The sequence below is a fragment of the Cohaesibacter celericrescens genome (assembly GCF_002866925.1).
GTDB classification, from domain to species: Bacteria; Pseudomonadota; Alphaproteobacteria; order Rhizobiales; family Cohaesibacteraceae; genus Cohaesibacter; species Cohaesibacter celericrescens.
In genome coordinates this window covers 74311-93754 of record NZ_PKUQ01000009.1, presented here as the reverse complement: position 1 = coordinate 93754, position 19444 = coordinate 74311, and the positions used below count along the sequence as shown (strand labels likewise).

Sequence of the window (19444 nt, the reverse complement as noted above, 5' to 3'; positions counted from 1 at the left end):
CAATCAGCGCTATGCCATACAAAAAAGCTGACGAAGACCCCTCGTCAGCTTTAGATGGTACATGGCGGTTCCCCCCCGCGCATGAGGGCAGGATATCAAATGGCCAGATATTCCTCACGTAGCTCTTTATTGTCGAGCACCTCTTTGGCTGAGCCATCAAAGACCACCAAACCAGTGTCAAGAATAACGGCGCGATCGGCAAGTTCGAGCGCCCGCACGGCATTCTGCTCAACCAAAATAGTGGTGATGCCCTGTTTCTTGATGATTTCGAGTGTCTTTTCAATCTCATCAACAATAACAGGAGCCAATCCCTCGTAAGGCTCATCCAGCAGCAACACCTTGATATCACGCGCCAATGCACGCGCAATTGCCAGCATTTGCTGTTCACCACCCGACAGGGTAACGCCCTCTTGGTTGCGTCTTTCACCCATCCGCGGGAACAGGTCATACAACCGTTCAAGGCTCCATCCGATTGGCTCGACGATCTGCGCCAATTGGATATTTTCCTCGACTGTCAGGCCGGGAATGATGCGCCGATCCTCTGGCACCAAAATCATACCAGCCCGCGCGGCTTCATGACTCTTCATTGTGTGAAGATGCTGATGGTCCAACCAGATTTCACCATGGGTCAATGCCGGATCGTCAAGGCGCGCAATCGTTCTTAACGTAGAGGTTTTACCAGCGCCATTGCGCCCCAACAACGCCAGAATTTCTCCCTCATGAACGTTGAAGGAAACTCCTTGCACGATATAGCTTTCACCATAATAAGCGTGGATATCGTGGACAGACAGAAAGGCCGGCGCGGTTGCCGCCAAATTGGCATGTTTGGAGAAATCGGGACGCTCTTCTGGCGGTCGCGGGGTCGCTTCAATGGAAATGTCGGTCATGCTGCTTCTCCCAAATAGGCTTCCTTGACCTTCGGATGACCCTTGATATTTTCCGGAGTGTCTTCGACAAGTGGTGTACCCTGCGCCAGAACGGTAATGCGCTGTGCAAGAGAAAAGACCACATGCATATCATGCTCAATGATAGCAATGGTGATGTCGTGCTTGTCGTGGATCTCTTTCAGTAGATCAATCGTATTGTTGGTGTCGGCCCGCGCCATGCCCGCGGTGGGTTCGTCAAGCAAAAGAAGCTTGGGTTCCTGCACCAAACACATAGCCATTTCGAGACGCCTTTTGTCCCCACGCGACATTGATCCGGCGAGCATATCAAGCTTCGTGGTCATATTGACCTCTTCAAGCATATGCTCGGCCCGTTCAACAATCTCGCGTTCATTAGCGATGGAACCAAAAGCGTGCATCCGGAATGCCCCGTCCCGCTTGGCAAAGCAAGGAATGAGCATATTTTCCATCACGGTCAGATCGGTGAAAATTTCCGGTGTCTGAAACACGCGGCTAATCCCCATCTGGTTGATTTCAAATGGCGTCCGGCCAAGCACGGAGTCCCCCTGAAAGGTCACCGTGCCTGTATCCGGTTTTAGCTTGCCAACGAGGCAATTGAGTAATGTCGATTTGCCTGCACCGTTCGGACCAATGATCGCATGAACCGAATTTTCGGCCACCGATAGATTGACATCGCCCAACGCTTGCAGTCCGCCAAAGCGCTTGTTTACGCCCGTTACTTCAAGAATTCCCATGATCTGCAATCTCCATCAGCGTGATTTTGGCTCTCTTTAAGTCGTAAAATCGCGCCAAATATTTGTGTTGTTGGGTCTTTTCGACCAGCTTTATGCAAGCTGATCGAAAATGACTCTAGGCCACGTGAGGGGCTGGTTTCGGGTGATGTTCTGGGTCTTTGGGCGGAACTTTGGGCGTTTTCTTGCGCTTGGACCAATCTTTAATGCGTTGCCCACCTTCGATCAGACCACCGGGCAGGAAGATAACCACCATCATGAACAGCAGACCCAATGTCAGGTGCCAGCCCTTGCCGATAAAGGGATGCATCAGGAAGACAATTGCGTCTTCCAGTCCATCGGGCAGCGCCGAGAACCAGCCATGCAGGATGTTATCGTTGATTTTTGAGAAGATATTCTCAAAATATTTGATGAAGCCTGCGCCGAGCACGGGGCCCATTAGCGTGCCGGCACCACCCAGAATGGTCATGAGCACCACTTCTCCCGATGCTGTCCATTGCATGCGTTCGGCGCCTGCGAGCGGATCCATCGAGGCCAGCAAACCACCGGCGAGACCTGCATACATACCTGAAATGACGAAGGCTGCAAGCGTGTAGGGACGCGGGTTGAGACCGGTATAGCTCATCCGTGTCTGATTGGTCTTGATCGCACGCAGCATGATGCCGAAGGGCGAACGGAAGATCCGCAGGGAAATATAGAAAACCACAATCGCGATGATGGCGCAGAAGTAGTAACCGTTGCTGAAGGTGAACTGCCAGCCCCCGACTTCAACCTTGGTGACATCATTCATCACAATGCCAAAGAAATGCGGCGAGGTTAGGCTGCCTTCTCCCATCAGGACTTGCGGATCGTCATTATAGACCTGCAGACCGGTTTCCCCGTTGGTTAACGGCGTAAGCACCGAGTAGGCCAGATTGAACGACATTTGTGCCAAGGCCAGCGTCAGGATCGAGAAATAGATGCCCGACCTGCGCAGAGAGATGTAGCCAATCAGCAATGCAAACAGTGCTGACAAGAAGACGGCCAACAAGAGACCGGGCAACACATTGTAGCTCAACAGCTTGTACATCCAGACAACGGAATAAGATCCGACGCCAAGGAAGGCTGCGTGACCGAAAGAGAGATAGCCGGTCAGACCGAAAAGAATGTTGAACCCGATAGCGAAGATGCCGTAAATGGCAAATCGCTGCATCAGATCGGGATATCCGGCATTGAACTGCGCCAGCGCCGAGTTCTCGGGGAACGGCTGCAGCAATATCGGTGTCGCCAACGTTAAAAAGATAACGATGAGGAGAAAGGTAGTATCTTTCTTACTCAGACCCAGCATGGATTATTCCTCCATCACGCCTCTGCGACCCATAAGACCGCGTGGGCGGGTCAAAAGGATGATGATTGCAACAAGATAAATGATAATTTGGTCGATCCCCGGGATCAGCGACTTGACTTCGTTCATCGAAGCAAAGCTTTCGAGAATGCCCAGCAGGAAACCAGCCAACACGGCACCGGGCAGCGAGCCCATGCCACCGACAACGACCACAACGAAGGACAGCACCAAGAAGTCCATGCCCATATGATAGTTGGGCGAGTTGATTGGTGCATACATGACGCCGGCAAGCCCGGCGACTGCGGCAGCAATGCCGAACATGATGGTGAAACGTTTGTCGATGTTGATACCGAGGAGACCAACGGTCTCACGATCGGCCATGCCGGCTCTGACCACCATGCCGAAGGTCGTGAAGCGCAAGAAAGCAAACACGGCACCGATGATCACAGCGGAAAACAGAAAATATACCAGACGCCAGTAAGGATAAATGATGGAATTCTCGGCGTATCCGATCAAAACCCCGAAATCGATTGATCCCTTGAATGCATCTGGTGCGGGTGTCGGAATCGGGTTGGCGCCGTAGAAATATTTGACAATTTCCTGAATGACAATCGCAAGACCGAACGTGACGAGAATCTGGTCGGCGTGCGGGCGCTTGTAGAAATGCTTGATCAGCCCGCGTTCCATCACATAGCCGACAAGCAGCATCACGGGGATGGCGAACAAGATCGACAGCGGCACGGACCAGTTGATAATGGCGTTGCCTGTCACATCGCCAAACCAGTTGACTATGTAGGGTGTATCGACCTTCAGCGGATTGCCAAGAAAGTCCTTCTGGGTCGGGTCTTCCACTGTAAAGGACAGCGAGAGAATTCTCTGAAGCGTAACGGCGCAGAAGGAACCCAGCATAAACAGGGCACCGTGGGCGAAGTTGACCACGCCCAGCGTACCGAAGATGAGTGTCAGTCCCAGTGCGATCAGAGCATAGGCGCTGCCTTTGTCTAGACCGTTGAGAATCTGAAGAATGATTGCGTCCATTGAAAAGCCCGCATCGATTAAACCGTGCGCAGCATGCGCGGCGGTTCTAGCCCCAATTAAAATAGAAAGCCGCGCCACCGTTAGACGGCGCGGCCAACAGATGGTTCAGATTATGCGCCCGCGTTGCATTTTCCGAGGTCGCCACCGGCGAACATCGGATGATCCGGAGCATACTCAACCTGTTCACGCGGCGTCACTTCAACGATTTCCAGCGTGTCATATTGGTTGGTCGGATTTTCCTTGCCCTTCATGACCAGCACGTCTTTGAAGCACTGATGGTCGTCGGCACGATAATGTGTAGGACCGTTGCCCAAGCCGTCGAAATCGAAGCCTTCGAGCGCTTCAGCAACGCCGCAAGGATTGAAGGTGCCCGCACGTTCACAAGCATCTGCATAAAGCAATGTCTGGACGTAGCAGGTGTGCGCGGAGTTTGATGGCGGACGACCGTATTTTTCACCAAAGGATTTAACAAAGGCCTTGGAGCCTTCATCCTGCAGCTGCCAGTTCCAGTTCATTGAACCGAACACACCACGTACGTTTTCGCCAGCACCAGCCGCCATCAGCTCAGAATAGAGCGGAACAACGATCTCGAACTGCTTGCCGTTGACCATCTTGTCGAGCAGGCCGAATTGAACAGCGTTGGTCAGAGAGTTGACCATGTTCCCGCCGTAATGGTTCAGGACGAGCACGTCGGCGCCAGAGTTCAGAACCGGAGCGATGTAGGACGAGAAGTCTGTAGATGCCAGCGGGGTCAGTACGTTGTTGACGGTTTGCCAACCCACGCCTTCGGTAGCCTGCTGGATGGAAGCCTGCTGCGTCCAACCCCAAGTGTAGTCGGCGGTCAAGTGATAAGCACGACGGTCGGCACCGTAAGCTTCCTTGAGCACCGGAGCGAGGGCTGCACCAGACATATAGGCATTGAAGAAGTGACGGAAACCATTGGCTTTTCTGTCTTTACCCGTGGTGTCGTTGGAGTGAGTGAGGCCAGCCATAAAGATAACGCCAGCTTCTTGGCAGAGCCCCTGAACAGCAACAGCCACGCCCGAGGACGAACCGCCGTTGATCATGATAGCACCGTCTTTTTCAATCATCGAGCGAGCCGATGCGCGGGCTGCGTCAGACTTGGTCTGGGTGTCGCCGGTTACAAATTCGACTTTTTTGCCCAGGATGCCGTTGCCCTTTAGAACCTTCGACGAGAAGGTGTTCAACATGCCGCCATCGCCTTCACCATTCAGGTGCTGGATAGCAAGTTCTTGTGCGCGAAGCTCATCTAGGCCTTCGTCCGCATAAGGACCGGTCTGGGGAACGTTGAAACCAAAGACAACACTGCTGCCTTTGGGTTCGTTTGTGAATGCACTTGCGCTGCTTGTAAAAATTGTCGGCATGGCCAAGCCTGCGCCTACCATAGCGCTGGACTTGATCAAACCGCGGCGCGAGATCAATAGTTTGCTCATTAGGTTCCTCCCTAAAATTTACGAAGCCAACTCTCCTCAAAGTGGCCTTGAGCGACCAACTCTCCTCAAAGTGGCCGCCTGTCTTTATCAGACTACGCAAACCTACAGACGCTCGACATTCAAATACCATTGGACTTTGGTTCAGCCTGTGCGATTAACAGAAGGTAAATTTGAAATTTTTGAGAAGAAACAGCAGCTTGAATTTATTTTAACGTTATAAATTCATCATCAAATAGGTTGAAAATTACGTCTCTATTTGTATGGACGGAACAGACTTATTGTTTTTTTCATGTCACTCCAAACCCGCAGACGATTGAAATGACCCCTTGATTTAATTCCTCAATCAAGGGGTAAAGGCACGGTTTGGCCAAGTCAAAAGGGAGAAAATGAACCAAATTCTGTCAAGACGGTTAGGTTCAGTTCGGGGAACAAAATGTCGGCTTTATTCCGCACTCAATGTATGGACCGCCTGAACCAAGTTTAAACCTGCTTTTCTATGGGTGATCAGAATGATAGATCTACCCTTCTCACCCATCACAATATTTTCCAATATGCGTCGTTCCATGCGGGGGTCCAGCCCTTCACCGGGCTCATCCAAAATCAGGATGGGAGCGGGTGATACTAAGGCTCTAGCAAGAGCCAGTCGCTTGATCTGTCCACCTGAGAGGGTCTCGCCCGCTTCACCAACAAAAGTGTCTAGCCCTTTGGGCATCGACGCGATCAGATCGCTCAACTCGACGTGCGCACAGACTCTGTAAAGATCTTCATCACTTGCGCTTTCGTTGGCGAGCAATAAATTGCCACGCACAGTCGAATTGAAAATATGTGGATGTTGCGGGGCCACCGCAAAATACGCCCGCAACGGCTCTCCTGTCATTTGATTGTGCGGCACGCCGTCGAGCAGGATTTGACCTTTTTCAATCGGCCAAAAACCAGTTAGTGCGTTGATCATACTAGACTTTCCACTTCCTGAAGGGCCGACAATCGCCACCGATTTCCCGGCTAGCAGCGTCAGGGAAAGATTGGAGAATGCCGGTTTTTCTTGTTCAGGATAGCGCAGAGTAACCGCATCCAATTGCAGTTTCGGGCAACTCGGCGATGCTAGCTGTTCAAGCGCATCGCTGGTCTCGACAACAAGCGGCGGTTTGTCGGCAATCGCAAACAGGCGACGCGCGGCCATTTGCGCAGCTATCAATGACTGCACCGCCAAAGGCAGCGGCAGGATCGCCTCAAAACTGGCCAATACAAACAGCCCCAACATGGGCAACGACGGGCCAGACAAAAGACCGGCTTCTATCTGGGGGACAATGGTCAGCAACACCAAAAAGATAGCGCAGTTTGCGGCCAATGTGATGGTGCTTTGCGACGCAGCCTGCAAATTGGCCAAGTGCTTTTGGCTGTTGCTTAAGTCCTGCGACTGTTCTTGCAGGGCATGCCGAAAATCACAGTCTCTGCCATACACCAGCATCTCACGCATGCCCTGTAAACCTTCGACCAAATCCGTGCGTATATGCGCTTGTTGCAAGACCAGTTGTTGACTTGCTGTTTTGCCAAAATAACGAAGAGCAAGCGGCAGAATCAAGCCAGACATGCCATATAAACAAGCCATCCCGAAGGCCAAAACAGGGGAATAGCGGGCATTGAAGAGGACAAACAGGGGAAGGGTGATGAGGGCCACAAGGGAGGGCACCAACGTGCGCAGATAGAAATTCTCCAGCACCGATATATCAGCACCAATGCGCGAAAACAAATCGCCACTGCGCTCGGATTGCAGGCCAGAAGGAGCCAGCGGCTCCAACCGGTCATAGAACCAGCGCCGCAGGTGCGCAACCAGACGCAAGGTGGCCTCGTGGGTCACCAACCGCTCCACATAACGCCCCACTGTACGGGTGATCGCCATGGCGCGAATGACGGCAGCGGGAGTGAAATAATTCATTGATACGCCCGCAAGTCCCGCCAAGGCCATCGATGCGATGAACCAGCCAGACATGGCCATCAGGGTGACATTGGCAAGCAAGGTGAGCACAGAAACAAAAACTCCGAGCAAGATCCAACCAGCCCAAGGGCGCATGAGCCGTAGCAAGCGCAAAATATCAATCACGGTGCGCCTCCTCGTCAAACAGGCTCTGTACCAGAGAGGCATACAGCCCGTTGCGCGCCATCAAGCCTTCATGTGTGCCCGATTCGGCAATCTGACCTTTATCCAGATGCAGGATCTGATCGGCATGGCGGATGAAATGCAAGCGGTGGGCAATGGTGAGAGTGGTCGCATTTTTATGGAGCACCTCAAGGGCTTGTTGTAATTTCTGTTCGTTGTCAGGGTCCAAATGGGCGGAGGGCTCGTCCAGCAAAACCAGCGGCGCGTTGCGTACCAAGGCGCGGGCAATGGCGACCCGTTGGATCTGGCCACCCGAAATGCCTTTGCCCTTTTCATTCAATCTGTGCTCATAACCATCATCCAATTGAGAAATAAAGCCATGCAATTGAGCGGCCTTGGCGGCGCTAATGACGGCTTCCATGCTGGCCTCTGGTGCGCCATAGCGAATGGCTTCCAGGATTGTTCCCGCAAGCAGCGTGGGGCGTTGCGGAATATAGGCCAATTGTTGACGCCACGCGTCCACGGGCAAGCGCGCAAGGTCAATGCCATTGATCAAGATCTGGCCGGATGTTGGCTGTATGAGACCCAAGAGCAAGTCGAGGAGTGTCGATTTCCCCGCTCCCGAATGGCCCACGAGCGCAAGATTTTGTCCTGCCCCCAACGAAAAGGATATTCGGTCCAGTGCAAGGGATCCATCGGGGTAGGCATATGAGACATCGCGGCATTCAATCGCGATCCCCTGTGTGTGCCGAGGCAAGGATTGGGGTTCAAAGGTAGGGGCTGGGGCTGAATCCTCCCCGATCAGATCCACCATTTTCCCTGCCGCGCCGATGGCTTCCATGCGGGCATGATAATGCGTGCCCATTTGGCGTAGGGGCAAATAAAAGTCTGGTGCCAGCAAAAGGACGTAAAATCCGGAAAAGAAGTCAATCTCGCCATAGAGCAGACGAAAGCCGATGAACACAGCGATCATCGCAATTGACACAGTGGCGAAAAACTCCAACACCAGTGAGGACAGAAACGCCACACGGAGCACTGACATGGTTGTTCGGCGATAGGAGTCTGCCATTCTGGTGACTGTCTCGGCCTCCCGTTTGGAGGCATTGAACAATTTGAGCGTCGTCAGGCCTTCGACAATGTCCAGAAAATGCGCTGAAAGACGCGCCAGTTTACGCCATTGTTTTTGATTGAGCCGCTCGGTACCCTTGCCAATCAGGATCATGAAAAAGGGGATGAATGGCGCGGTGACGACCATTACCAGAGCCGACAGCCAATCTAGCGACAAAGTGACGGCAAGAATGGCAAAAGGCAGCATAACCATCATCACCATCGCCGGCAAATAACGGGCGAAATACCCCTCTAACGCCTCAATGCCATCGGTTAGCATCGTGACACGCTCACCTATCGATTGCTCGCTGCCCCGAACGACAATCGGTCCTTTGGCAAGCAATTGAGAAAGCAGCTCCCCGCGTAATTGATGTTTGAGATCAATGGCGGCATTCAACGCCAGCCGTTCAGAAAAATAGCTCAGGCCACCCCGCAATACAAAAAGAACAGGCAAAATGGCAAGCGGGAAAGACACATCATCAAGACCTGCGTTGTTGGTCAAAACAGCGCTGATAACATGAGCCAACACCGCCATTTGAACGATGAGCAGCACACCTGAGGCAAATGCCAAAGCAATCGACAGGCCCAGCGGTCTGTTGGCTTTGCGGGCTTGGCCTTTTAGAAATGTCGCAGCCAAGGTTGAAGCGTGTTGATCGGACGGTGCGTTTGACATGCTGATCGGGTTTGTCCCTCAGTAAGGGCCCTCAAGCAAAACCGCCGGGCCGTGTTCTGTGATGACCGGACGCGCCGATCATCACAGTTATTGAAAGAAAGCAGAGGCTAAAGGCCTCGCTTCTCGTCCTCGTCCGGCTCGCCAAAGCCGTCTTGTGCTTCATACCACATGACATTGATAACGCCGACTGAAAGGGCCGCAGTCAGGCCAAGAATCCAAGTGAAATACCACATATTCTGATTTCCTTTGCTAATAGGCTGAATGGCTGCGGGCATCGATTTCTTCGACCGTGATCCGTCCCCACATGCGTGCGTAGCACCAGATGGTATAACCAAGAACAATGGGCATAAAGATCACCGCCGCCCAGAACATCACCGTTAAGGTGAGGTGGCTGGAGGACGCGTCCCAGATTGTCAGCGACGAGGTCATGTCGCTGCTTGAAGGCATAATGAACGGGAACATCGACAGACCAGCGGTGGAGATGATCCCCGTCATGCCAAGGGCGCTGAAGAAAAAGGCAAAACCGCCGCGCCCCAGATAACTCATGGCAGCCATCAACAACGGCCCTGCAATACCCACAAGAGGGGCTGCTATGGCAAAAGGATGACTGCTGTAGATGTTGAACAAAGCCCCTGCCTGCATCGCCACTTCTTTGGTCAGCGGGTTGGGCAAGGCGTCAAGCGGTGGTTGGCTGACAATGACAAAATAATCAAAATTGCCGATCCTGATCCAAAGCCCTGCTAAAGCAAACAGCAATGCGGTTGTCACCCCAAGGATCGCGCCGGTCTGGCGGGCGCGGGCGGCGATGCTTTCATCGGCCCGCATTTGAAGCCACGTTGCGCCGTGGCCGGTTAACATGGCAACAGAGATCAACCCAGCCAGAATGGCAAAGGGATTGAGCAAAGGGATCAAGGCCCAGATGAAGGTAGCGTCATAGGTTACACGCAGAAATTCATCAAGATGGAACGGCACACCCTGCAACAGATTGCCAAAGGCCACACCAAAGATCAGAGCTGGAATGAAGCCACCGGCGAAGATACCCCAGTCCCAAGCATTGCGCCATTTTGTGCTTTCGATTTTTGAGCGGTAGTCAAAGCCGACAGGGCGAAAGAACAATGCAAACAACACCAGCAGCATGGCCAGATAAAAGCCGGAAAAAGCGGCGGCATAGACCGCAGGCCAAGCCGCAAAGATGGCCCCTCCTGCGGTGATGAACCACACTTGGTTGCCTTCCCAGTGCGGGCCGACCGTATTGATGATAATGCGACGTTCAGTATCCGTCTTGCCAAGGAATGGCAGCAGATTGCCCACCCCCATGTCCATACCATCGGTGATGGCAAAACCGATCAACAGGACCCCGACGAGAACCCACCAAGCCAGTTTCAAGATTTCATAATCAAGTAACATCATAATTTTCCTTCTGGTTTGGCATCATTTGGCCGGAGCCAAGGGTGATGTCGCAGTCTGTTCATGGTGATAACGGCCAGTGTGCAGGGCGCTTGGTCCCAGACGTGCAAACTTGACCATCAGCCACATTTCGATGACCAACAGGAAGGTGTAAAAGGCAAGGAAACCCGTGAGAGAAAAGATCAAATCATAGATTGTCAGGCTGGAGGCCGCGAGAAATGTCGGCAGAATTTCACCAATCGCCCATGGTTGGCGACCATATTCGGCAACGACCCAGCCAAGCTCGATGGCAATCCAAGGTAGCGGGATGGACCAGACCAACACATGCAGCAACCAGCGTTTTTTCTCGATCACACGTTTGGCATTGTAATAGAAGGACAGGCCAAACAAGCCCAACATGAAGAAACCAAGCCCCACCATAATGCGGAAGCTCCAAAATAAATATGGCACGTAGGGAATGGAATCCTCCGCCGCCAGTTTGATCATTTCCTCGGTGGCCTGGCTTGGTACCTCGACATAACGCTTGAGCAGCAAGCCATAGCCCAGATCCTTTTTATAGAGATCAAATTTGGCGATGGTCTCATCCGATTTATCACCGGCGCGCAGTTTGAGCAGATAATCATAGGCAATCATGCCCGAGCGAATGCGGACCTCGTGTTGTTTGATTAGATCAGTGATGCCAATGACCTGCTTGTCGAGTGAACGGGTGGCGATGATACCCATTGCCCAAGGGATTTGAACCGCGTAATCAACGCGTTTTTCTTTGTCATTGGGTAGCCCGATCAGATTGAACGCCGCGGGCGCTTTTTCGGTATGATATTCCGCTTCAATGGCTGCCAGCTTGACCTTCTGAACATCGCCCAGCTCATAGCCACTTTCATCACCCAGAACGATAACAGAAAGGGAAGTCGCCAGACCAAAGCCCGCAGCAATTGCGAAAGAGCGTTTGGCAAAGCCCAGATCGCGTCCTTTAAGGATATACCAAGCGGAAATGCCAATGACGAACATCGAGGCACAGACATAACCAGCGGCAACGGTGTGAATGAATTTGACCTGAGCAACCGGATTGAACACCACTTCAGCAAAATTGGTCATTTCCATACGCATGGTTTCTGACGAAAATTCTGCGCCAACCGGGTTCTGCATCCAGCCATTAGCAACCAGAATCCAAAGCGCCGACAGGTTCGAGCCGATGGCAGTCATAAAGGTCACCGCCAGATGCTGGCGTTTGGTCAGTTTGTCCCAACCTAAAAAGAACAGGCCGACAAAAGTGGATTCCAAGAAAAAGGCCATCAGGCCTTCAATTGCCAGCGGTGCGCCAAACACGTCGCCGACATAATGGGAATAATAGGACCAGTTGGTGCCGAACTGGAACTCCATCGTCAGGCCGGTGGCGACACCCAGCGCAAAGTTGATACCAAACAACTTGCCCCAGAATTTGGTCATGTCTCGATAAACATGTTTTCCGGTCATCACATAAACCGATTCCATGATCACCAGAATCCAGGTTAGGCCCAGCGTTAAAGGGACAAACAAGAAGTGATAGAGCGCTGTGGCGGCGAACTGCCAGCGCGATAAATTGACGAAAAGATCGTCATAGATTGGTTCCATAACAGCTCTCTTGAGATGATGCTGCATCAAGACATCTGCTGAGTTTTTAGTGAAGCGCGTTACGTTGCGCTTGCGGGATCAGGTCAGATGAAGTGAAGTGTCAGGTTGCAGATTGGGTGTTGGGGCGTTCGATCGCAGCGGAAGGGGGGGCCCTGCTGTCTCCGGCACGCGGATAGGTTTGAAAAGACCGCTGGTTCGAGACCTGAGGCCACCGCAAAGCCCCCACGGCAAGCGGCAACTGAGCGAGAGAAAAGTCGGTGTCCGGAGCAACAAAACCACTGATTGATGCAGTGGCGCAAATGGCACAATCTTCTTGGTCAAGAGAGGTTTCAAATGGCAAAGAGCCATCTTTTGCAGCAGGTAGGCTAACAACGCCCTGCCCTGTGCATATTTCCCAAAAGATCAGCAACTGGTCTGGTCGGTCCAGCTGGCCGCTGCCATGCTCCTGTGCCGTTAGATGCGCCGCAGAGAAAATAAGTTGCAGCAGCATAACAAACAAAGCCAGCACCGTTAGGCCGAGTTCCTTGCGAAGACTGCTCAAAAATGATCTCTGCTGCGGCATATATGGCCTCAAATCACCCAGATTTGGATGAGGGCTGGATATAAGAAAACACGTAGCATAAAAGTAACATGTAAAATACTTATTTTGCAAAAACAAATATAATAATGAGACATCTGGTCGCACCATTAAGGTGTGAAGCCATAGCGCCGAGGAAACACCTGCAAGGTCAATAAAGCGCCAGTTTAAACCGCTTTGCAATGCACCAAAGCAATCCAATGGACATCATAATCACTCACGGCAACCCGCGACCAAGCAATTCACCCATGGCGCGACTCGCAGCACCATGAGTGGATCTCAAATCAACCGAATTGGCAAGAGACAAATCCAATCGGTCCGTCCCTAGGCCTAGATGATCGCTTTCATCGCCATTTTGAAAGATTTGCCATGGTCGATGTCGGGGTTATTAGTCAAGCGCGCTAATTTTTATGCGGAACTGTTCGCTGCCCTGCTCGACACGATCAAGCATCGCTTGGAGTGCCCAATATTTTTCTTCGATATCGTAAGGGATAACGCGGCTTAGGGTGCTTGAGAAAGTGCCAAGCCGTTGATGATACAGTTTGGCCAGTTTGGGGTAACCCAACGGCTCAAGCGCTGCGGCCAACACCAAGAAGACCGCCAGTTCCTGAGCCAATTCAGGATGTTTTGCGCCTTCGTCTTGTAGCCAACGATACAGGTCTGGATGCACATTGTTAAAGACACCACAGAAACCGGCAGAGCCGGCCAGAATGGCAGGATAGGCAATGGCTGCGTTGGCATTGCATATTTTGAGCGGTGACTCTTTGACGATAGCAACCCGGCGTTTGACCGTTTCGAGATCGCAAGAAACGTCTTTCAGGATCACAAACCGGCCTGTTTCGGCGCAGTAGCGAATTTCATCATCAGAAAGAAGGCGACGATAAGGGGCAGGACATTCATACAACCCCAGCGGCATATCGTCAGGCAAAAAATCCAGAAGTGCATCGAGATTTTGACGGAAGACTTCAGGCGCTGCGTTTTCAGGCGCCAAACGATTGGTCACCAGAACAATCGCGTCTATTCCTGTATCAAGTAAAGACGCAAGTTCTTTCTTCTGATCTTCCAAGGCATCGGATACATGTCCGGACGCCATAACAGGAATACGGCCAGCAACTTTCTCAGCTGTGAAACGCGCCAATTGGTAACGCTCGTCTTGAGAAAGAAAAAGCATTTCAGAGGACTGGCACACTGCAAACAAAGCCTGAGCGCCATTCTCGATATACCACTCGATTAGCGCTTCATACCCTTTCCAATCAATCTCGTTGTTATCGGTAAAAGGGGTTAGCACAACCGGAATAATGCCGGCAATTGAGTTGGTCACGGTTATAATCCTTATTGTTTTTGTTCGTGCAACAGATATCAGAATTGAAGCCATAAAGGACGAGCACTCGGACTTTGCCATTGAGCTGGGTCAATAGGGTGTCGGCATATTGTTGACGCCGCACCTAGCAACGCGTCCCTTGGCACTCTATCCATATTTGATACCGGAGATCTGTGGGTTGGAAATAGCGTTCTCGCTGGATCCTAAAGAGCAGAGGGAAGTCAAGTGCTTGCCTTCAAAGGCACATCGACTGTGGCCAAAGATTTACCCCGAATTCAGCACCTCTGCCAGCAAAACCTCATCCATGTCCTAGCCGCGCCCTGTAGCCTAAAAACAGAATCCCTTCAAATTGGATGTCACACAAACGGGTCGCCGTGCAATCAAGGGTGGTTGATACAAAGACTTAATAACCATAAGTAATAATAATTACTTCTAGTATATAATACCCAATAAATACACTAAAAAGATTAATTTGAAATATATATAAAGTAAAACCTTTTTAACTTATTTCGTCCTAATTTTAATTATATAGGGGATATACACATGACAAATAATACCATTCAAGATAGGTTATCATTCCATAACATAGACGAAGACATCATCAATGCTTTGCGTAATAATTCTGACTTGATTTTATCGATATTGCCCATTGCTCTGGATAATTTCTACGATCATGTCGCTAATTTTCCCGATACCGACGCTTTCTTTAAAAATCGCGCACATATGATGCACGCGAAGGAAAAACAACTGCAACATTGGAAGATCATTGTCGATGGACGCTTTGATGCTAGTTACGAAGCATCGGTCAACAAGATCGGTGAGGTCCACAATAAACTAGGCCTCGAACCACGCTGGTACATTGGCGGATACAATTTTCTTGTTTCAGAAGTTGTCAATGTCCTCGCCATGCAAATGCCGAAAGGCCCCTTTTCGAGTAAAAAACAGCAGGAAATTGCGCTGCTGCAATCCGCTATCATAAAAGCATCCATGCTTGATATGGACTTGGCAATTGATGTCTATTTGCAAGCGGGGGTTCGGGAACGCAATTCAACGCTAGAAAATCTCGCATCAGACTTTGAAAACTCTGTTGGCAGCATCATCCAGCATGTTGCCTCCAATGTGAAAGAGCTCTCCGCCGATTCTGAAAAACTGCACCAGACCGCTGAAGAATCGGCCGAAAAATCAGCGGCGGCTTCGGTGTCCGCAGAGGAAACGTCGACGAATGTCCAGACGGTTGCAAGTGCAACAGAAGAAATGGCTTCGTCCGTTTCTGAAATTTCACGCCAAGTGATAGATTCCACAAAACTGTCGTCGCAAGCAGTCGAAACCGCTAGCGGCACCAATTCCAAAGTGCAGGCTTTGGCGATTGCGGCTCAAGCCATAGGGGATGTCGTTGGTTTAATCAGTGATATCGCAGAAAAAACAAATCTTTTGGCTCTAAATGCAACTATTGAAGCCGCCCGAGCAGGTGAAGCCGGTAAGGGATTTGCGGTCGTCGCATCGGAGGTCAAACAACTGGCTGAACAAACCGCCAAGGCTACCTCTGAAATCTCCACTCAAATTTCATCCATTCAAAACGAGACCGAAGAAGCGGCTTCCGCAATCAATATCATTTCCGAAACCATCAGGGATATGAATGAAATTTCAACCGCTATTGCGAGTGCCGTTGAAGAACAGGATGCCGCAACACAAGAAATTGCGCGCAATGTCGAAGAGGCCGCCCGCGGAACCTTGGAGCTGACCAATAACATTTCTGGCGTGAACAGCGCGGCTAAAACCACAGGCACCGCATCTGCCAATATTCGTCAATCGGCCGTCAGTCTGTCAGAGCAATCCAGCCAATTGGAAAAACAAGTAGGGAACTTCCTCCTCTCTGTCCGAAGCGCTTAAGCCACCCTTTTGCTTTGGCTCGCCTCGAACCAATGGCCCCCCACAACGGAGGGGCCATTGTCTGCGCCGTTGCAATCAACAGGCAAGAGCTGTGCAATCGAGCCAGCTGTATCTTTGACTTAAGGCGCGATGATTTTTTCACCATCTTCCTTGGTGAATTGGGTGCCCGGAGCCACGTCCAACAAGTCAAACACTGCCTCGGACGGGCGGCAGAGCCTGACGCCTTTTGGCGTGCAGACGATCGGCCGATTAACCAAAACCGGATGGTTCAGCATCTGGTCAAGGATGTCCTCATCGGAAACTGTCGGGGCGAGCAACCCCAGCTCTTCAGCCGGAGACTTGGATGTTCTCAAGGCCTGTTTCGGGGTTAAATCCGCAGCAGCAAAAAGAGCCAGCAACTGAGGTCTTGTCCATCCTTGGGAAAGATACTCGATGATCACAGGCTCATGTCCTGTCAGCCTGATAATCTCCAGCACGTTCCGTGAAGTGCCGCAGTCCGGGTTGTGATGAATAACGATGGTCATGAAGTTGGTTGCCTTTATCCGTTTTGGCAATGGCCATTTTTAATGTCAATTTGGTGAAGCACAATGGGCGACAACCAGAGCGACTCTTTGCTTGGGTTACCCCGGAAAATGCTGACGCGTTCTGTTGGCAAAAGCCACCAGAGACAACATGACAGGGACTTCCACAAGCACGCCGACGACCGTCGCAAGCGCTGCACCGGAATGCAGCCCGAAGAGCCCGATGGCAACAGCAACAGCCAGCTCAAAGAAATTTGAGGTGCCAATGAGAGCACAAGGCGCAGCGATCCTGAAGGGCACCTTCATAAAGTAGGCCGCAACATAACTGATTGCAAAAATACCGTAGGATTGAAGCAAAAGTGGCACGGCAATCAACACGATCAAGAGTGGTTGGGAGAGAATGACGCTGCCTTGAAAACCAAACAGCAGAACCACTGTCGCTAAAAGGCCCAGCACAGAGATCGGTTTCAGCTTTGCTGTAAATGCATCAACTGCCTCATCTGTTCTTGCGCCTCCAACGAGGATTTTGCGCGTCACATAGCCCGCAGCAAGAGGCACGACAACATACAGGATCACACTCAGAATCAGAGTATTCCACGGCACAGGAATGTCTGTCACGCCAAGCAACAAAGCGACAATTGGCGCGTAAGCGAAGACCATAATCAGGTCGTTGACGCTCACTTGCACCAAGGTGTAATTTGCATCTCCGCGCGTCAGCTGCGACCAAACAAAGACCATCGCGGTGCAAGGCGCTGCGCCAAGCAGAATGAGGCCTGCAATGTAGGAATCCGCATCGGCAGTGCTGATCAAACCTGCGAACAGATATTTGAAAAAAACAACACCAAGAACAGCCATCGTGAAAGGCTTGATCAGCCAGTTCACCACTAGAGTGATGAGCAGCCCCTTGGGTTCATCCGCCACATGGCTGATGCTGCTAAAATCGACAGAGACCATCATCGGGTAAACCATCGCCCAAATCAGCACTGCCACAACAAGATTGACATGGGCATATTCCAGGTTGGCGAGCATGCCAAACAGAGAGGGAAAGACCTCACCAAGCACAAGGCCTGCGACGATTGACAGCGCGACCCAAATGGAAAGCCACTTCTCGAAAAAACCAATGCCGCCAGCTTGTGGCGCTTTGGTGGTCGTATTTGCATCAACTGACATTAGTCTGCTTTCTCATTATTTTTGCCGATTTCATCGAGTTTTGTCTGGAGTGACAGGCGATCAATGCTGACAAGTGGCAGAGCCGTGAAAATAGAAATCCTTGAATAAAGCATCCGATAGGCTTCGGAAAAAGCCAAAGCGATTTCTGGCTCTGTTCCCGTTGCTTCGGCGGGGTCGCTCACTCCCCAGTGGGCCGTCATGGGTTGCCCCGGCCATAGGGGACATGTCTCACCAGCAGCATTGTCACAAACGGTGAAGACAAAATCCATCTTTGGTGCATCAGGCGTGGCGAACTCATCCCAGCTCTTGGAGCGCGCGAATCCTGTGTCGATGTTCATTCGTTGCAACAGGGACAAAGTGCGCGGATGCACCTCTCCCTTAGGGGCCGATCCTGCCGAATAAGCCTTGAAACGACCATTCCCAATCCGGTTCATGATTGCTTCTGCCAAGATAGATCTGGCGGAATTTCCCGTGCACAAAAACAGGACGTTGTAAATTTGTTCGCTCATCGTTGCATCCTCAAAATGACCATCTTCGTTATCCTCTAACAAGCACAGGCAATCCGTTTCATGACAGCATCACGGAGGTCCGGCTTTTCAAACAAACGAAAGATCTTCAGACAGGTCGGCTTTCTCAGTGGTGCCAACAGAGCGGCCCACATTATTTATATCAATAATTCATGAATAATGGATACAAATATCTCTGTCAATGCATTTTGATGCATATGCTAATTTTGACATACGACAGGCCGGTGACAGAGCACAGATTTTATGAGACTGAAAGGAGGGGGGCACAAGCTCTCTATTACGGGTCAGGCGTTGCGTTCACGCCTCCGACACAACGGACAGAAAACGATGGCTACCCCCATGCAAATGCAGTGCTGTTAACGGTCCTCCCCCGACGGCCTTTGTATCAATGCCAATACGGCCCGGTCCAAGTCTGGGCGACGAGGCAGGCGTGTGCCCATGTACAACAAGCCGATCCGAAGCCGGAGTGTCGACCAGAAATTCGGCCCGTATCCACATCAGATCGGTCGCGTCTTGCTCCTGTATGGGAACGCCGATGCGCATGCCCGCGTGAACAAAATGCACGTCCGGTGTGGTCACGGCAACGGGTAATTGGTGCAGAAAGTGAAGATGGGATGCGGGAACCGCGTCCCCTATCAATGCAGCAAAAGCATCATCAGGCATAGATCCGGCGGAGAGTTGATCGACATCGACACCATAGGACATCAAGGTTTCCCGACCGCCAAAGCCCAGCCACTCCGCGCTGAGGCTTGGAGCTTGGAGAAAGTCTTGAAACATCTGGTCATGATTGCCGCAAAGGCTCAATCGCTCGTATCCATCGGGCAACGGCGACAGGCAATGGTCAATCACGCCTTTGCAATCAGCACCCCGATCCACCAGATCTCCCAGATACAGGATCAGCTTGAAGCCGGGCATCGCCGCGCTGTCTGCAAGGATCAGCTTTTCCATCTTTTGCTGAAGATCCAGACAGCCATGCACATCACCAATGGCATAAATGTGAGCGGGCGGATGTGTCAGCGTCAGACGACGGCGGTATTCCTGCCTCTGTCCGAGGTCTCTGGATTGTTGAGCAATGGTTACTTGCATCGGC

At 51.5% G+C, this 19444-nt stretch carries 17 protein-coding genes; 1 reads left to right on the top strand and 16 read right to left on the bottom strand.

Features of this window, described 5'->3' with window-relative positions; genetic code table 11:
- Positions 1-95 precede the first annotated feature (95 nt).
- The 12 genes from C0081_RS05390 to C0081_RS05335 all read right to left on the bottom strand — a co-directional run bounded on the left by C0081_RS05390 (position 96) and on the right by C0081_RS05335 (position 14246).
- Positions 96-887 (bottom strand): ABC transporter ATP-binding protein, encoded by a 792-nt coding sequence (locus tag C0081_RS05390; protein ID WP_101532785.1) that lies wholly within the window; start codon positions 885-887, stop codon positions 96-98.
- The gene (locus C0081_RS05385) at positions 884-1639 is read right to left on the bottom strand and encodes an ABC transporter ATP-binding protein (protein ID WP_101532784.1); all 756 of its coding nucleotides are present in this window, start codon (positions 1637-1639) and stop codon (positions 884-886) included. The genes C0081_RS05390 and C0081_RS05385 overlap by 4 nt, the downstream gene beginning before the upstream one ends.
- A gap of 115 nt (positions 1640-1754) precedes the next feature.
- A complete protein-coding gene (locus C0081_RS05380) occupies positions 1755-2963 on the bottom strand; it encodes a branched-chain amino acid ABC transporter permease (RefSeq protein ID WP_101532783.1) in 1209 nt (402 codons plus the stop codon).
- A gap of 3 nt (positions 2964-2966) precedes the next feature.
- Entirely contained in the window at positions 2967-3998 is a 1032-nt protein-coding gene (locus C0081_RS05375; protein WP_101532782.1) for a branched-chain amino acid ABC transporter permease, read from the bottom strand.
- A 110-nt stretch (positions 3999-4108) separates the two neighbouring features.
- Positions 4109-5452, bottom strand: coding sequence for a substrate-binding protein (locus C0081_RS05370; protein WP_101532781.1), 1344 nt, complete (start codon positions 5450-5452; stop codon positions 4109-4111).
- A gap of 442 nt (positions 5453-5894) precedes the next feature.
- Positions 5895-7553 (bottom strand): thiol reductant ABC exporter subunit CydC, encoded by a 1659-nt coding sequence (gene cydC / locus C0081_RS05365; protein ID WP_180966767.1) that lies wholly within the window; start codon positions 7551-7553, stop codon positions 5895-5897.
- Positions 7546-9330, bottom strand: coding sequence for a thiol reductant ABC exporter subunit CydD (gene cydD, locus C0081_RS05360; protein ID WP_101532779.1), 1785 nt, complete (start codon positions 9328-9330; stop codon positions 7546-7548). The genes cydC and cydD overlap by 8 nt, the downstream gene beginning before the upstream one ends.
- Positions 9331-9437: 107 nt before the next feature.
- Positions 9438-9563 carry a cytochrome bd-I oxidase subunit CydX gene (gene cydX / locus C0081_RS05355; protein ID WP_101532778.1) on the bottom strand — a complete coding sequence of 42 codons (126 nt, stop codon included), beginning with the start codon at positions 9561-9563 and terminating at the stop codon, positions 9438-9440.
- Positions 9564-9579: 16 nt separating this feature from the next.
- Positions 9580-10737 (bottom strand): cytochrome d ubiquinol oxidase subunit II, encoded by a 1158-nt coding sequence (gene cydB, locus C0081_RS05350; protein WP_101532777.1) that lies wholly within the window; start codon positions 10735-10737, stop codon positions 9580-9582.
- A 24-nt stretch (positions 10738-10761) separates the two neighbouring features.
- Entirely contained in the window at positions 10762-12348 is a 1587-nt protein-coding gene (locus C0081_RS05345) for a cytochrome ubiquinol oxidase subunit I (protein ID WP_210200401.1), read from the bottom strand.
- Between the two features lie 100 nt (positions 12349-12448).
- A complete protein-coding gene (locus C0081_RS05340) occupies positions 12449-12889 on the bottom strand; it encodes a DUF2946 family protein (protein ID WP_180966766.1) in 441 nt (146 codons plus the stop codon).
- A 424-nt stretch (positions 12890-13313) separates the two neighbouring features.
- Entirely contained in the window at positions 13314-14246 is a 933-nt protein-coding gene (locus C0081_RS05335; protein ID WP_210200400.1) for a dihydrodipicolinate synthase family protein, read from the bottom strand.
- Positions 14247-14789: 543 nt separating this feature from the next.
- On the opposite strand from C0081_RS05335, the gene C0081_RS05330 reads away from it, so the two are divergent.
- On the top strand, positions 14790-16136 hold the full coding sequence (locus tag C0081_RS05330; protein WP_101532775.1) for a globin-coupled sensor protein: 1347 nt from the start codon (positions 14790-14792) through the stop codon (positions 16134-16136).
- A gap of 119 nt (positions 16137-16255) precedes the next feature.
- Here C0081_RS05330 and C0081_RS05325 read toward each other — a convergent pair whose 3' ends face one another.
- The 4 genes from C0081_RS05325 to C0081_RS05310 form a co-directional block, all read right to left on the bottom strand.
- Positions 16256-16660: an arsenate reductase family protein gene (locus C0081_RS05325; protein WP_101532774.1), complete on the bottom strand. Its 405-nt coding sequence runs from the start codon at positions 16658-16660 to the stop codon at positions 16256-16258.
- 96 nt (positions 16661-16756) lie between these two features.
- Positions 16757-17827: an ACR3 family arsenite efflux transporter gene (arsB, locus tag C0081_RS05320; RefSeq protein WP_101532773.1), complete on the bottom strand. Its 1071-nt coding sequence runs from the start codon at positions 17825-17827 to the stop codon at positions 16757-16759.
- Positions 17827-18336: an arsenate reductase ArsC gene (locus tag C0081_RS05315; protein WP_101532828.1), complete on the bottom strand. Its 510-nt coding sequence runs from the start codon at positions 18334-18336 to the stop codon at positions 17827-17829. The genes arsB and C0081_RS05315 overlap by 1 nt, the downstream gene beginning before the upstream one ends.
- A 315-nt stretch (positions 18337-18651) precedes the next feature.
- The gene (locus tag C0081_RS05310; protein ID WP_180966765.1) at positions 18652-19440 is read right to left on the bottom strand and encodes a metallophosphoesterase; all 789 of its coding nucleotides are present in this window, start codon (positions 19438-19440) and stop codon (positions 18652-18654) included.
- Between the last annotated feature and the right edge of the window lie 4 nt (positions 19441-19444).

Excerpts from the sequence above, each read along its gene's own strand:
- C0081_RS05390 (WP_101532785.1), bottom strand. The coding sequence starts at position 887 with ATGACCGACATTTCCATTGAAGCGACCCCGCGACCGCCAGAAGAGCGT.
- C0081_RS05385 (WP_101532784.1), bottom strand. The coding sequence starts at position 1,639 with ATGGGAATTCTTGAAGTAACGGGCGTAAACAAGCGCTTTGGCGGACTG.
- C0081_RS05380 (WP_101532783.1), bottom strand. The coding sequence starts at position 2,963 with ATGCTGGGTCTGAGTAAGAAAGATACTACCTTTCTCCTCATCGTTATC.
- C0081_RS05375 (WP_101532782.1), bottom strand. The coding sequence starts at position 3,998 with ATGGACGCAATCATTCTTCAGATTCTCAACGGTCTAGACAAAGGCAGC.
- C0081_RS05370 (WP_101532781.1), bottom strand. The coding sequence starts at position 5,452 with ATGAGCAAACTATTGATCTCGCGCCGCGGTTTGATCAAGTCCAGCGCT.
- cydD (WP_101532779.1), bottom strand. The coding sequence starts at position 9,330 with ATGTCAAACGCACCGTCCGATCAACACGCTTCAACCTTGGCTGCGACA.
- cydX (WP_101532778.1), bottom strand. The coding sequence starts at position 9,563 with ATGTGGTATTTCACTTGGATTCTTGGCCTGACTGCGGCCCTTTCAGTC.
- cydB (WP_101532777.1), bottom strand. The coding sequence starts at position 10,737 with ATGTTACTTGATTATGAAATCTTGAAACTGGCTTGGTGGGTTCTCGTC.
- C0081_RS05345 (WP_210200401.1), bottom strand. The coding sequence starts at position 12,348 with ATGGAACCAATCTATGACGATCTTTTCGTCAATTTATCGCGCTGGCAG.
- C0081_RS05330 (WP_101532775.1), top strand. The coding sequence starts at position 14,790 with ATGACAAATAATACCATTCAAGATAGGTTATCATTCCATAACATAGAC.
- C0081_RS05325 (WP_101532774.1), bottom strand. The coding sequence starts at position 16,660 with ATGACCATCGTTATTCATCACAACCCGGACTGCGGCACTTCACGGAAC.
- arsB (WP_101532773.1), bottom strand. The coding sequence starts at position 17,827 with ATGTCAGTTGATGCAAATACGACCACCAAAGCGCCACAAGCTGGCGGC.
- C0081_RS05315 (WP_101532828.1), bottom strand. The coding sequence starts at position 18,336 with ATGAGCGAACAAATTTACAACGTCCTGTTTTTGTGCACGGGAAATTCC.
- C0081_RS05310 (WP_180966765.1), bottom strand. The coding sequence starts at position 19,440 with ATGCAAGTAACCATTGCTCAACAATCCAGAGACCTCGGACAGAGGCAG.